This window comes from uncultured Parvibaculum sp., assembly GCF_963975745.1.
GTDB lineage: Bacteria > Pseudomonadota > Alphaproteobacteria > Parvibaculales > Parvibaculaceae > Parvibaculum.
In genome coordinates, this window is the sequence record NZ_CAXBIB010000023.1 from 1 (window position 1) to 14820 (window position 14820).

Annotated in this window: 10 protein-coding genes; all 10 read left to right on the plus strand. The window is 62.4% G+C overall.

The features are described from left to right. Window positions 1–439: 439 nt before the first annotated feature. The 10 genes from AAC071_RS15140 (at window position 440) to AAC071_RS15185 (ending at window position 14619) form a co-directional block, all read left to right on the plus strand. A complete protein-coding gene (locus tag AAC071_RS15140; RefSeq protein WP_339834127.1) occupies window positions 440–1042 on the plus strand; it encodes a hypothetical protein in 603 nt (200 codons plus the stop codon). A 93-nt stretch (window positions 1043–1135) separates the two neighbouring features. Then, window positions 1136–2218, plus strand: a complete 1083-nt coding sequence (gene pyrC / locus AAC071_RS15145) for a dihydroorotase (protein ID WP_339834130.1) — start codon at window positions 1136–1138, stop codon at window positions 2216–2218. 381 nt (window positions 2219–2599) lie between these two features. Beyond that, the gene (locus tag AAC071_RS15150; RefSeq protein ID WP_339834133.1) at window positions 2600–3313 is read left to right on the plus strand and encodes a sulfite exporter TauE/SafE family protein; all 714 of its coding nucleotides are present in this window, start codon (window positions 2600–2602) and stop codon (window positions 3311–3313) included. Between the two features lie 340 nt (window positions 3314–3653). Further along, the gene (locus AAC071_RS15155; protein ID WP_339834136.1) at window positions 3654–6716 is read left to right on the plus strand and encodes a DEAD/DEAH box helicase family protein; all 3063 of its coding nucleotides are present in this window, start codon (window positions 3654–3656) and stop codon (window positions 6714–6716) included. Then, the gene (locus AAC071_RS15160) at window positions 6716–7558 is read left to right on the plus strand and encodes a hypothetical protein (RefSeq protein WP_339834139.1); all 843 of its coding nucleotides are present in this window, start codon (window positions 6716–6718) and stop codon (window positions 7556–7558) included. Before AAC071_RS15155 ends, AAC071_RS15160 begins: the two co-directional genes overlap by 1 nt. 7 nt (window positions 7559–7565) lie before the next feature. Further along, entirely contained in the window at window positions 7566–10379 is a 2814-nt protein-coding gene (locus tag AAC071_RS15165; RefSeq protein WP_339834142.1) for a site-specific DNA-methyltransferase, read from the plus strand. Between the two features lie 21 nt (window positions 10380–10400). Then, window positions 10401–11036 (plus strand): hypothetical protein, encoded by a 636-nt coding sequence (locus AAC071_RS15170; protein ID WP_339834145.1) that lies wholly within the window; start codon window positions 10401–10403, stop codon window positions 11034–11036. A gap of 41 nt (window positions 11037–11077) precedes the next feature. Continuing rightward, a complete protein-coding gene (locus AAC071_RS15175; RefSeq protein WP_339834148.1) occupies window positions 11078–11632 on the plus strand; it encodes a hypothetical protein in 555 nt (184 codons plus the stop codon). A 42-nt stretch (window positions 11633–11674) separates the two neighbouring features. Beyond that, complete coding sequence (locus AAC071_RS15180; protein WP_339834150.1) at window positions 11675–12526, plus strand: HNH endonuclease; 852 nt, start codon at window positions 11675–11677, stop codon at window positions 12524–12526. After that, on the plus strand, window positions 12526–14619 hold the full coding sequence (locus AAC071_RS15185; protein WP_339834152.1) for a UvrD-helicase domain-containing protein: 2094 nt from the start codon (window positions 12526–12528) through the stop codon (window positions 14617–14619). The genes AAC071_RS15180 and AAC071_RS15185 overlap by 1 nt, the downstream gene beginning before the upstream one ends. Window positions 14620–14820: the final 201 nt, after the last annotated feature.

Consider the following 14820-nt stretch of genomic DNA (forward strand, 5'->3'; position numbering starts at 1 on the left):
ACTACAATCCAAATGCCACTCTCTTTTGCAGAGGAATCCCTTGGGGGAGGGTCGATAATTTGTGAGCGCGAGCGAACAAATTTCGGGGGTGAGAAGCGATTTGCGGAACGCAACCGGAAAGGCCCGGTGGGCCTTTCCGAGCTTCGAACGCCCGGAGCGCAAGCGACGGGCATCGCCGCATGTCCTCGTTCAGAGTTCAAAAAGGTCCACCGGACCTTTTTGTTCGCTTCAGCGCCCCCGCCCCAAACGGTCTTCGACCGTTTGACCCGCCCCCCAGGGGCGGGTGGGAAGAGCGTGCTTGCCGCTGCCTTTGCCGCGGCCGCGGTCGATGAAGACAAGGCAAGGCGGCCCCGTGAATCGCGGCCGACCTCGCCTGCAAACGCGGTTGCGGTTCCGTCATGCGCTGTGGCAGGTTGCGCCCGCCGCAAAGGGGGGCTCCATGCAAAAGAACATCGTCTTCGCCGTCATATTCGGACTGGTCTTCGGTCTGCCGCTTGCGGCGCTGCTGGTGTCCTGGGACACGATCGGGATTTACCAGAGCATTCTCTATGTGCTGCTGCCGGCGATGGCGGTCTTGCTGGCGCTGCGCTATCTGACGCTTCTCGGCCGCAAGGTGGGCGCGGCCGGCGGGCGCGCCATGGCGAGCGCGACAGGCCGCATCGAGGGCGCGGCGGCGGCCGAGGCCGAGCGGGCCCGCATCGCCGCCATACAGGACGCCCATGCGCAGGAGAACTATCTCCACATGCTGCTGTCGCTTGTGGGTGTCGGGCCGTTTCTTGCCACGGGGCTGGCCGCGCTCGGCCCCGTCGCGGTCTTTCTGCTGCTCGTTTTCGCGCTGGGCGGGCTGATCGACGGCGTGGTCTGGGCGTCCGGCCTCGTCATCATCGCCTCGGGCGTTGCCGGCATCTACTGGCTGCGTCTGCTCGAGACGTTTTTCAACGTGCGGATCCTGCTGCCGCTCATTCCCTTGAGCACGGTCTGGCTCGCCTGGGCGATCGTCGCCTTCGGCGTCTTCGTGGTCTTCATTTCCTTTTTCGAGTGACCCCGCGCGGGCGGCGAATTTCTGTATCATGGCGGCCGGAATCGGACGAAGCGGCCCGCACACCTTGCGGCGCGGGCGGATGCGGGAGGCAGAATGCCGGCAGGCGAGCGGGAAGGGGCGGCGGCGCCCGGCACGAGGCTGAGCTTGCGCCGGCCCGACGACTGGCATGTGCATCTGCGCGACGGCGCGATGCTGCAGGCGGTGGCCGGCCACACGGCGCGGCAATTCGCCCGGGCGATCGTGATGCCCAATCTCGCCCCGCCGGTCGTGAGCGTCGCGGCGGCGCGCGCCTATCGCGAACGGATCGTTGCCGCCGCGCCCGGCTTCACGCCGCTGATGACCGCCTATCTGACCGACGACACGGCGCCTGCCGAAATCGAGCGCGGCCACGCCGAAGGCGTCTTCACCGCCGCCAAGCTCTATCCGGCCCATGCCACCACCAATGCCGCCCAGGGCGTGCGCGACGTGGCGCGCCTCGCGCCGGTCTTCGACACCATGCAGCGCATCGGCATGCCGCTCTTGATCCATGGCGAGGTCACCGATCACGAGGTCGACATTTTCGACCGCGAAGCCGTCTTCATCGACCGCGTGCTGACGAAGATCGTTGCCGACTTCCCGGGCCTGAAGATCGTCTTCGAACACATCACCACCGCGGAGGCGGTCGCCTTCGTCGAAGCGGCCGGGCCCAACCTGGCCGCCACCGTCACGCCGCATCACCTGATGATCAACCGCAACGCGATGTTCGAAGGCGGCATCCGGCCGCATCTCTATTGCCTGCCGGTCGCCAAGCGCGAGCGCCACCGGCTGGCGCTGCGCCGCGCCGCCGTTTCGGGCAATCCGAAATTCTTCCTCGGCACCGATTCGGCGCCGCATGCCATCGGCGACAAGGAATCGGCCTGCGGCTGCGCCGGCATCTTCAACGCGCCGGTGGCGCTCGAAGCCTATGCGACGGTCTTCGAGGAAGAGGGCGCGCTCGACCGGCTGGAAGCTTTCGCCAGCGAACACGGCCCGCGCTTCTACGGCCTGCCGCTCAATGCCGGAACCGTCACGCTCGAACGCGCCCCTCTCGATGTGCCCGCCGAAATCGCCGCCGGCGACGCGCGGCTCCAGCCCTTCCTCGCCGGCCAGACCCTCGCCTGGCGCTATCTCGGCGCCGCCGACAGCGCGACATGTTAGAAAAATCGCATTTTTCGAACATGTGACGGGCGACATGTTAAGGCCCGACCGCGGGCCGCCCGTTCCGCCGCCGCAACTCCCTGCTTCCCACCCGCCCCTGGGGGCGGGTCGAAATATTCGAAGAATTTTTCGGGGCGGGGGCGCGGCGGTGGCGGCATCGAAAACGACAGCGCGTGCGCTGACGCACCTCACCCCCCGCCCCGAAATTTGTTCGCTGACGCTCACAAATTTTCGACCCTCCCCGAGGGGAGGGTGGGAAGAAGAGAACTTTCCGTTTCCGCAGCCGCTTCCCCGCAACTCCCTCTTTCCCGCAGCCTCCCTCTTCCCCCCCGCGCGCGCCCCCGCCATTGCACCGCCGCCGATATCGGGCAGACTGCGGCGATGTTTCAGGAACTGGCGGCATATCAGCAGGAGATCTACCGCGTGCTGGCCGGCGAGATCCGCGCCTTTGCGGCGGGCGGCGGCGGGCTGGCCTTTGCAGGCTTCGTCCCGCTCGGCATCGCCTTCGGCGCGCTGCATGCGCTGATGCCGGGCCATGGCAAGGCCGTGCTGGCGCTCTATCTGGCCGGCGCGCCGGGGAGCCTCATGCGCGGCTTGCTGACGGCGCTGGTGCTGGCGCTGACCCATGTCGCCATGGCCGTGCTGATCGTGCTGCTGGCGCTGCCGCTGGTCTCGGCGGCACTGGGCAGCGCCGGCCGCGCGCCGCTGCTCGAAGATCTCAGCCGCGGCATTCTGGGGCTGATCGGGCTGTGGATGCTGTGGCGCGCCGCCTTTCCGCCGCGCGCCCGCCACCCTTCGGCCGAAGGCGCCGGCGTCGGCCTGGTGGCCGGCCTCATTCCCTGTCCGCTGACGCTCTTCGTGATGACCTATGCCGTTGCGCGCGGCGCGCCCGAAGCGGGCCTCGCCTTCGCCGCCGTGATGCTGGCCGGCGTGGCGCTGACGCTGTCGGCGGTGGCCGGCGCCAGCCTCCTGGCGCGGCAGGGCCTCATGCGGCTGGTCGCCGCCCGCCCTTCCCTGATCGCGCGGACGATGCGCGGCCTCGAAGGCGGCGCCGGCGCGCTTTTCATCGCGATCGCGCTTCTGCAGCTGTGGTGAGCGGGGTGAGGCGCGGTTTGCGCAAGCAAACGAAAAGGTCCAGCGGACCTTTTCGAGCGCCGAACGCCCGGAGCGAAGCGAAGGGCGCGCGCCCGCCCATATCCGTCGTTGCGAGGAGCGAAGCGACGAAGCAACCCAGAAGCCGAGCCCGGTGTTGCGCCCGTGCTCATATTGGTCAAACTGACCGCAGGGCAGGGAGCGGGTATGCGGATCATCGATATCGACACCAGACAGACGCGGCATCGGCCGAACCGGCCATCCGCATCATGCGGAGTGCTTCTCCGCATTTCACGCGGGCCCCGGCGCCCGGGCATTCGCCTGCCGCAGGGGGCATAGACCCATGTCCAATCCCTTTTTCGACCGCCCGATCCTCAACTCGCCCTACGAGATCCCGGCCCGCCACTGGGAGCTGGACGAGCAGGGCCAGCCGACCCAGCTCATTGTCGATTCGCGCCGCCGCGCCGAATTCATCACGCCGATCCCCAAGCCCAAGAAGCGCAGCAAATCCGCAAAGCAGGAAGAAATCGTCTTCAACGAGGGCAAGGGCCTCTCCAGCGCCGAGCAGCAATATGACCCGACCTCGATCATCAACGAGGTGCGCGGGCTGGTGGACCGCTGGCGCGAGCTGCCGCAAAGCCAATGGCAGGTCACCCCCGAAACCGCGCGCCTGCTGCAGCACTGGCACCACCACAAATTCTCGGGCGTCCGCCCCTTCTTCTGCCAGGTCGAGGCGGCCGAAACCGCCATCTGGCTCACCGAAGTCGCGCCCCAGTCGAAAACCGGCAAGCGCGCGCTCGATCATCTGGCCGCCGCCAACAAGGATGCCAATCCCGAGCTGATGCGCCTCGCGCTGAAGCTCGCCACAGGCGCCGGCAAGACCACCGTCATGGCCATGCTGATCGCCTGGCAGACGGTCAATGCGGTGCGCCACCCGGGCAGCAAGAGCTTCACGCGCGGCTTTCTCGTCTGCGCGCCGGGCCTCACCATCAAGGACCGTCTCCGCGTCCTCCAGCCCAACGATCCGAACAGCTACTACAAGGATCGTGAACTGGTGCCGAACGACATGCTGGAAGACATCCAGCGCGCCAAGATCGTCATCACCAATTATCACGCCTTCAAGCTGCGCGAGCGCATGGAGATTTCCAAGGGTGGCCGCCAGCTCCTCAAGGGCCGCACCGGCGAGGAGATCGAGACGCTCGAAACCGAAGGCCAGATGCTCCAGCGCGTCATGCCGGACCTCATGGGCATGAAGAACATCCTCGTCATCAACGACGAGGCTCATCACTGCTACCGCGAAAAGCCGAAAGAGGAAGACGACGAGGATCTGAAGGGCGACGAGCGGAAGGAAGCCGAAAAGAATGCCGAGGCCGCGCGCCTCTGGATTTCCGGCCTCGAAGCGGTCAACCGCAAGCTCGGGCTTGCCCGCGTCATCGATCTTTCGGCCACGCCCTTCTTCCTGCGCGGCTCTGGCTATGCGGAAGGCACGCTCTTCCCCTGGACCATGAGCGACTTCTCGCTGATGGATGCCATCGAATGCGGCATCGTGAAGTTGCCTCGCGTGCCCGTCGCCGAGAATATTCCGGGCCAGGAAATGCCGATGTTCCGCAATCTCTGGGAGAACATCCGCAAGGACATGCCGAAGAAGGGTCGCGGTCAGGGCGGCGAACTCGACCCGCTCAAGCTGCCGACCCGCCTGCAAACAGCGCTCGAAGCGCTTTACGGCCACTACGAAAAGACCTTCGATCTCTGGAAGAAGGAGGGCATCGGCGTTCCGCCCTGCTTCATCATCGTCTGCCAGAACACCGCCGTTTCGAAACTCGTCTACGACTTCGTCTCGGGCTTCAACCGCAAGAATGAAGACGGCACCGAAACGCTTGTGAACGGCCGCCTCGCGCTCTTCCGTAACTTCGATGAGACGACCGGCAACCCGCTGGCGCGCCCCAACACCTTGTTGATCGACAGCGAGCAATTGGAAGCGGGCGATGCGCTGGACGCCAACTTCCGTACCATGGCCGCCGACGAGATCGAGCGCTTTCGGCGCGAGATCGTCGAACGCTCGGGAGACCCGCGCGCCGGCGACAACATCACCGACCAGGAACTCCTGCGCGAGGTGATGAACACCGTCGGCAAGCAGGGTCAGCTCGGCGGCGCCATTCGTTGCGTCGTCTCCGTTTCCATGCTCACCGAAGGCTGGGATGCCAACACCGTCACCCATGTGCTCGGCATCCGTGCCTTCGGCACCCAGCTTCTCTGTGAACAGGTCATCGGTCGCGCGCTGCGCCGCCAGTCCTACGAACTCAACGAGGAAGGCCTCTTCAATGTCGAATATGCCGATGTCTTTGGCATTCCCTTCGACTTCACGGCCAAGCCAGTCATCGCCCCGCCGCAGCCGCCGCGTGAGACGGTGCAGGTGAAAGCCGTCCGGCCGGAACGCGACCATCTGGAGATACGCTTTCCCCGCGTCGAAGGTTACCGTGTCGAACTGCCGGAGGAACGTCTCGCGGCCGATTTCAATGACGACTCCATTCTGGAACTGAGCCCGGACCTCGTCGGTCCCTCGATCACGCGCAATTCCGGCATCATCGGCGAAGGCGCCGACATGAATCTCGAACATCTGGGCGACATGCGGCCGTCCTCGCTTGTCTTCAATCTCACCCAGCGCTTGCTCTACACCAAATGGCGCGATCCGGGCGAAGACCCGAAGCTGCATCTCTTCGGCCAGTTGAAGCGCATCACCAAGCAATGGCTCGATACATGCCTCGTCTGCAAGGGCGGGACCTATCCGGCCCAGCTCATGTATCAGGAGCTGGCCGACATGGCCTGCAACCGCATCACCGCCGCCATCACGCGGCAGTTCCTCGGCGAGCGCCCGATCAAGGCATTGCTCGATGCCTACAACCCCGCCGGCTCCACGCGCCATGTACGCTTTAACACCTCGCGCATGGACCGCTGGGACACGGGCGGCCCTCCGCCGAAGAACCAGGTCAACTGGGTCGTGCTCGACAGCGATTGGGAGGCGGAGTTCTGCCGCGTCGCCGAGGCGCATCCAAAGGTCGTGGCCTATACCAAGAACCACAATCTTGGCCTCGAAGTGCCCTACCGCTACGGCTCCGAAATGCGGAAATACATTCCGGACTTCATCGTCCGCGTCGATGATGGGCACGGACCGGGTGATCTCCTCAACCTCATCGTGGAGATCAAGGGCTATCGCCGCGAGGACGCCAAGGAAAAGAAATCGACTATGGAGACCTATTGGGTGCCGGGCGTGAACCATCTCGGCGCCTATGGCCGCTGGGCCTTCGCCGAGTTCACGGATGTCTGGCAGATCGGGTCGGACTTCGAAGCGAAAGTGAAGGCCGAGTTCGACAAGATGATTGATGCTGTTGTGAAGGAGGTTGCGTAGTGGTGCTGTCGCGGGGGCTTGTGATCGCCGATCCATGGATCGGCTACATTCTCGAGGGAAACAAGACCTGGGAAATGCGCTCCAGCGCTACCTCGGTGCGCGGCCCTTTTGCGCTCATCCGCAAGGGAACAGGCGCCGTCTGGGGCGTCGCAAACCTTGTCGACGCGCATGCGCCGCTCAGCCCCGAGGAAATGATCGCGACCCACGCGAGACATCGCATCCCATCGGAGATGATCCGCTCCGGCGAGGTCGCGAAGTGGAACACGCCCTGGGTCCTCGCGGATGTCCGCCCGTTGGCAAAGCCGGTCCCCTACAGGCACCCCTCTGGTGCGGTCACCTGGGTAACGCTTGAGCCGGAAGTCTGCGCCGCCATCGCCCGGCAACTCGGAGAGCCGCTGGCGGAGCAGCCTGTTGTCCGGAGCGAAGCACCGGCACGGGCGAAGGAAGCAGCGCCCCGGCCCGCTGTGTCGCCTGTTCCGGCTTCCATGCCGGCAGCCGCTCCTGCTCCGGCGCCGACGGCTGTTGGCGCCCTCATAGCGCAGACGCAGCTCACCGGCGGCAATATCAGGAACAACCACTTCCATCTGCGCGGGCATGTTCACCGCTTCCCGGATGACCTCATCGGCGGTTCCAACCGTCACGAGCGGGCGCCGAAGGAGGCCAGCATCGATTGGGGCGGCGGCATGGATACGCTGACGGATATCGACGGCGAAAAGCAGTTCTTTCGCGGGCGCGGCTGGATCAGGCAGTTCTTCGAAAAGACAGGCGCCGAAGCCGGAGACTTGGTTCTGGTCGAGGAAACGGGCCCCTACCGCTACAAGGTCAGCCTGAAAAAGGCTTGAGGAAACAATGGCGAAGAAACCGAAACAGCCGAAATCCGTCGAAACGCTGACGCATGAAGAAGCGAAGCGGAAGAATATTCCGACGGCGGAGTTCCAGTCGGTGCTCGAAAAGGAGCAACAGAACCCGAAGCAGCTGCGCTATCCGCGCAACACCGATCTCGACCCGCAGCTTGTCTGGCGTGGCAAGGACGAGCAGGACTGGAGCGACCTCGTCGTCCATGCGCCGCCGCTCTACATCCAGGAAAAGGTCCACCCCAAGGCGCTGATCGACGATCTGCTGCGCGAAACCAAAGCCCGCGCACATGAGGAAGGCGACATCACGCCCGACCTCTTTTCCGATTTCAACGGTATCCCCAAGGGCGTCGACAAGACCGAGTTCTACCAGCACGACCAGAACTGGTCGAACCGCATGATCCTCGGCGACTCGTTGCAGGTCATGGCAAGCCTTGCCGAGCGCGAAGGGCTCCGGGGCAAGGTGCAATGCATCTATCTCGACCCGCCCTACGGCATCAAGTTCAATTCGAACTTCCAGTGGTCCACCACGAGCCGCGATGTGAAGGACGGCAAGGCGGACCAGATCACGCGCGAGCCGGAACAAGTGAAAGCTTTCCGCGACACATGGCGCGACGGCATCCATTCCTATCTGACCTATCTGCGTGATCGGCTGACTGTCGCGCGTGATCTGTTGACAGATTCAGGTTCTATTTTTGTGCAGATCGGCGACGAAAATGTTCATCGGGTGCGGGCGCTATTGGAAGAAGTGTTCGGTGAGGACAATTTTGTCGCTCAGATCGCGACAAAAACATCTGGTGGTTCGACAGGCGTCTATCTGAGTGGCGTAGTCGATCATGTTTTGTGGTTCTCGAAGGATGCCGAACGCACAAAATACCGTCCGCTGTTCGGGACTAAGAGTCTTGGAGAAGATGGTGCTGATAAATATAGCAGAGTGCGGCTTCCCAACCTCGAAACCCGGAGCCTGACCCCCGCCGAGCGCACATTGGAAGTCGATCTACCAAGCGCCGCCCGCGTTTACCGCCAAGACAACATTACTAGCCAAAGTGTTGGTAGAGATAAGGGCGAGGGTGCGGCTTCTTGGTTCCCGGTTAGAATTGCGGGGCAAGAAATCCGGCCGTCGATCAAGGTGCGTTGGAAGACGAACGAACTTGGCATGCAGCGCTTGCTTTGTGCGGCTCGTGTTGAGCTAACCGGCAACAGTCTATCCTACGTCCGTTATCTCGATGATTTCAGCGCGACCGGTATCAATAACTCTTGGACTGATATTGGAGGTATTCAGAGCAGGGCTGACCCAAAAGTTTATGTCGTACAAACGCCCACGACGCTAATTCAACGTTGCCTCCTCATGGCCACTGACCCCGGTGACCTTGTGCTCGATCCCACCTGTGGTTCCGGCACAACGGCAACTGTCGCCGAACAATGGGGCCGCCGCTGGATCACCATCGACACATCGCGCGTCGCGCTGGCGCTGGCGCGCGCCCGTATCATGGGTGCGCGCTATCCCTATTACCTGCTGGCGGATTCCCGCGAAGGCCAGATGAAGGAAGGCGAGGCGACACAGACAGCGCCGAGTTCGAACGCCGTACGCGGCGATATCCGCCATGGCTTCGTCTATGAGCGCGTGCCGCATATCACGCTGAAATCCATCGCCAACAATGCCGAGATCGATGTCATCTGGGAGAAGTGGCAGGAAAAGCTGGAGCCGCTGCGTGGCCAACTCAATGCCGCGCTGAAGGAGAAGTGGGAAGAGTGGGAAATCCCGCGCGAGGCGGGCAAGGCCTGGCCGGAAGAGGCGCGGAAGCTCCATGCCGACTGGTGGCAAGCCCGCATCGCCCGGCAGAAGGAGATCGACGCCTCCATCGCCGCCAAGGCGGACTTCGAATATCTCTATGACAAGCCCTACGAGAACAGGAAGGCCGTGCGCGTTGCCGGACCCTTCACGGTCGAGAGCCTCAGCCCGCACCGCATTCTCGGCGTCGACGAGAATGACGAGCTGATCGACGGCATGAAGGAAGAAGGCGGCGAATACGGCGCCAAACAGTCCTTCCCGCAGATGATCCTCGAAAATCTGAAAACCGCCGGCGTGCAGCAGGCGGACAAGAAGGACCGCATTACCTTCACTGCGCTCACGCCCTGGCCGGGTGATCTCGTCTGCGCCGAAGGCCGCTACATGGAAGGCGAGGCCGAGAAGAGAGCGGCGATCTTCATCGGGCCTGAATTCGGGACGGTGCAGCGCGCCGATCTCGTTTCCGCCGCCCGCGAGGCGGGCGATGCCGGCTTCGACGTGCTGATCGCCTGCGCCTTCAACTACGAGGCGCATACGACCGAATTCGCCAAGCTCGGTCGCCTGCCGGTCCTGAAGGCGCGCATGAATGCCGACCTCCACATGGCCGAAGACCTCAAGAACACCGGCAAGGGCAATCTCTTCGTAATCTTCGGCGAGCCCGATATCGATCTCATCGAGGAGAAGGATGGACGGATGCGCGTCAAGGTCAATGGCGTCGACGTCTTCAAGCCGCAAACCGGCGAAGTCGTCAGCGACGGCGCTGACGGCATCGCCTGCTGGTTCGTCGACACCGACTACAACGAGGAAAGCTTCTTCGTCCGCCACGCCTATTTCCTCGGCGCCAACGATCCCTACAACGCGCTGAAGACGACGCTGAAAGCCGAAATCGACGCCGATGCCTGGGCCACGCTCAACAGCGACACCTCGCGCCCCTTCGACAAACCGAAATCCGGCCGCATCGCGGTCAAGGTCATCAACCATCTCGGCGACGAGGTGATGAAGGTGTTCAGGGTGGGGTGAAACTGAACTTTGGGGGAGAGAATGAAGAAAAATCACTGGTACACGATAAAGGGCCAGAGCTTGGCGACATTTGCCAGCAAAGCGGGCTTCCAGTTGGCGCTTTACGACAATTACTCAAAATCAGTACAGGAAGAATTGAAGCGCAGAGCCATTGAAGAAGCTCTGGCCGAAATCTACAACGCAAGCGAGGAGCAGGGCTTCGATCTATGGGGTGTCAAAAAAGGGGTTTACGTAATCTCTCTGTCGAATCCGCTATCGATACGCTACCGGAAGAAGCGTTCCCAGGTAATCTATATCGGCCTTGGGAATCTTTCCGTCCGTCTCAAAAGCCACTTCAATCGTAGCCTTTTCAATTTTATGCAAAGCCTTTCCGGCGCGGATTTCGACTTCCATGTGGCGTGCCCCGCGAAGCCTGGGGCTGCCAGCTACTACAGGCACGTGGAATATTGCATGTTGAAATACTTTTCCGAAAAGTATGAAGGGGTTCCTGGCAGGGGAAAATTTCCAATCCTGAATACCTATGCCGGAGCAAACCAAGGATATTCCGAAGACAACGGTTGGTGGAAAACGCCGCTAAGGGGTAACGGCAGGATTCCGAAATGGGAATTGAGCCCCACACGCAATTCCGACTTCGCGCCGCTTGACGCTAGGAGCTAATAGCCAGAGATATGGCGGACGTTAGGGACAAAATTCCGTCGATGAGGATACGCGATACCGTCGAGCTATGGCGGAACGCAATTCGTAGCCTGAATGATCCCAAGAAGTCCTGGCAGCATGATCTTGCTCAAAAGGTGCTCGTGGCAATTCGCGACGACTGGCAACGTCGACGTCGAATGCCTGCTAATCCCGATGAGATATTTGCATGGCCGTCTACAGAAGCGAGTGCTGGAACGGGTGGAATTGATTCCGAGGATTGGATCAGGGAAGGAGCCCTGAAATTCCTGGGCTACAAAGTTGGGGGCATTGACGGCGAGCCTCAGGGAATCCGTGAGCGCATTTTGAGAGAAGTGTTCTTCGGCGAAATTCCGCCCGTGTTTCCGCGCCCGTATCTGGATGAGTGGGGAGACCCGAGTTCGGTTCAACGGCTGCAGAAAATGGCAGAGACGATTGCGGCACTCGTGCGGAATGCCAAGAGGCGTCGCGATTCACGAATGGCGGCGGCAATTCGCGATTGGGAGAATGACCTCGAATATCTTTATTACGAATTCTATGTCGGGAAGTTTTATTTCGCTTGGCCATCTGCCGCTATATAAGCAGGACAAGGGCGCGAGCGAAATCATCTGGAAGGTGTTGTTGTGCAGCCGTCGCTGGAAAAATTGGAACTCTTGAACGTAGAACTTCCGGCATTCAGCGGAAGCCATCCCTTCTCGAAGGGACAGAATCCGAAATTCTATAAAGAGCTTTTGGACACCGCAGAAGGCGTAACTGCTCGGACACATTTTTTCGAGAAGAACCTGGTCGGACTTTATCTGGCTTTGGAGCGGCCTGTTCCTTATGCATTCCGCACAAAAGACAACACCATCAGATCGCTAGACGCGGGTTGCGTGAAATTTCTATATAACCGCCGTCCTCGGGAGATTGAGCTTGTTCGGGACAGTGAAGGATACATTGTCGCTGTGGAGCCGCTCGTGCCTATGCTGGAGCGTTTCGACAGGATGCGCGATGCGGCCGTTGCGCCTTACACGGCGCTCGCGAGATCGATCAAGCTGCCATTCGACATTTCGGACCCGGTAGATGAAAGGCGACGCGCCGACTCAGTGCGCGTTGTTCGCGACGGGGCCGCCGCCTTTCGCGATGGTGTTTTGCAGGCTTGGGGACGTCGCTGTGCCATCTCGCGCACAGGGGTCGTGCCGGTTCTCGAAGCGGCGCATATTTTCCCGTATCTCGGGGTGGCCACAAACGACTTCCGAAATGCCATCTTGTTGAAGAGCGATCTTCACACTCTCTTCGATTTGCACCTCTTGTCGTTCGAGTATATCGACGAGCGCTTGTTCGTTCGTATTTCCAAGACGCTGGAAAAGACGGGCTATGCGAAATACGACGCTCGGCTTGTCAAGCTACCATCTTCCTGCATGCATTGCCCTGATCCGGATGTCGTTCATCACCACTTCGAGAAATTTAGGAAACGCGAAAGAGGCGAAGCGTGATGGACTTCCGCATCGCCGATACATTCACCGACAGCCTCTCCCGCCTCACCGGCGACGAGCAGAAGGCCGTCAAGATGACGGCATTCGACCTGCAGCTCAATCCAGCCAATCCGGGTCTGAGCTTCCACAAGCTCGACAAGGCGAGGGACAAGAATTTCTGGTCGGTGCGCGTCAACAGGGACATCCGCATCATCGTCCACCGGACGCCGGGCAGCCTGCTGCTCTGCTATGTCGATCATCACGACAAGGCCTATGACTGGTCCGAACGGCGCAAGCTCGAAACCCATCCAAAGACGGGCGCGGCGCAACTGGTTGAAATCCGCGAGACGGTGCAGGAAGTGCTGGTGCCGGTCTATGTTCAGGCCGAAATCGCCGCCGCACCGGCGGCGCCTTCCGCGCCTGCCCCGTTGCTTTTCGCCACGCATTCCGACGACGAATTGCTCTCCTGGGGCGTGCCGCCCGAATGGCTGGCCGATGTTCGTCAGGCGACGGAAGACACGCTGCTGACGCTTGCCGATCATCTGCCCGCCGAGGCGGCGGAGGCGCTGCTCGAACTCGCCACCGGCGGCAGGCCGCGCATCGCCGAACCGCTGGCGGCCGAAGTGGCGGCAGACCCCTTCGAGCATCCCGACGCGTTGCGCCGCTTCCGGATCATGACCAATGTCGAGGAATTGCAGCGCGCGCTCGATTTCCCCTGGGAAAAATGGACGATCTTCCTCCATCCCGAACAGCGGCAATGGGTCGAGCGCGATTATGCCGGCCCCGCCCGCGTCTCGGGTTCCGCCGGCACCGGCAAGACCATCGTGGCGCTGCACCGGGCGGCGCATCTGGCGCGGAGCCATCCGGATGCCCGCGTGCTCCTCACGACCTTTTCCGACACACTCGCCAATGCGCTGCAGCTCAAGCTGAAGCGCCTGCTCGGCAACGAGCCGCGTCTTGCCGAGCGGATCGACGTGCATTCGCTCAATGCGGTCGGCCTCCGGCTCTACAAGGCCCATATCGGGCCTGCGGCACTGGTCGAGGCGCCGGAACTCCGCGACCTGATGAAAGAAGCATCGGCGGCGGTCGAGGGCCACAGGTTCAGCCCGCATTTCCTTCTCACCGAATGGGACCAGATCGTTGATGCCTGGCAATTGCAGGACTGGGACGACTATCGCGACGTGGCGCGGCTCGGCCGCAAGACGCGGCTGCCGGAGGCGCAGCGCCGCGTGCTCTGGTCGATCTTCGAGCAGGCGCGGGCGGGGTTGAAGACGCGGCAGCTCATCACCCATGCCGAGCTTTTCAGCCGGCTGGCCGAGGCGATTGCGGCGAAGGGCAAGGTCGTCTTCGATTTTGCCGTCGCCGACGAGGCGCAGGACCTGTCCGTCAGTCATCTCCGCTTTTTCGCCGCGCTGGGCGGCGAGCGGCCCAATGCGCTCTTCTTTGCCGGCGATCTCGGGCAGCGCATCTTCCAGCAGCCCTTTTCCTGGAAGTCGCTCGGCGTCGATATTCGCGGCCGCTCGCGGACGTTGCGCGTCAACTACCGCACCTCGCACCAGATTCGTCAGCAGGCCGACCGTCTGCTGGGGCCTGCGGTCAGCGATGTCGACGGCAATATCGAGAATCGCAGCGACACGGTTTCCGTCTTCAACGGTCCGCCGCCCGACATCCGCACCTTCGCCAGCGAAGACGAGGAGGCGGCCGGCGTTGTCGCCTGGCTTTCGGCGCAGGCGGGGGAGGGCGTGCTGCCGCATGAGTTCGGCATCTTCGTCCGTTCCGACGCTGAACTGGGCCGTGCGCGTGCAGCGGCAGAACAAGCAGGTTTCGCTTTTCGCATTCTCGACGATCATGTCGAGACCATGAACGGTCATGTCTCCATCGGCACCATGCATCTCGCCAAGGGTCTGGAGTTCCGCGCCGTCGCCGTCATGGCCTGCGACGACGAGGTCCTGCCGCTGCAGGCTCGGATCGAAACCGTCGCCGACGATGCCGATTTGCGGGAGGTCTACGACACCGAACGTCATCTCCTCTATGTCGCCTGCACCCGCGCCCGCGACCATCTGCTGGTCAGCGGCGTCGGTCCGGCCTCCGAATTCCTCGATGATTTCACGTAATCGCCACTTATCCCCGCTGATGCCGGGCGGCAACAGGTCGGGCGGGCTCCGTGTTTTTCTGCCACATGGGGATAAGTGGCCCTTATCCCCGCCCTGGCGCGGGCCCGGCCGGGCGCCCGGGCGCGCCGGCGGGGCGCTCTCGGGGCTTTTGTGACAGTTTTGTGACAGTTCGATGACAGAAGGGGGGGCGGCGCCGTCAAA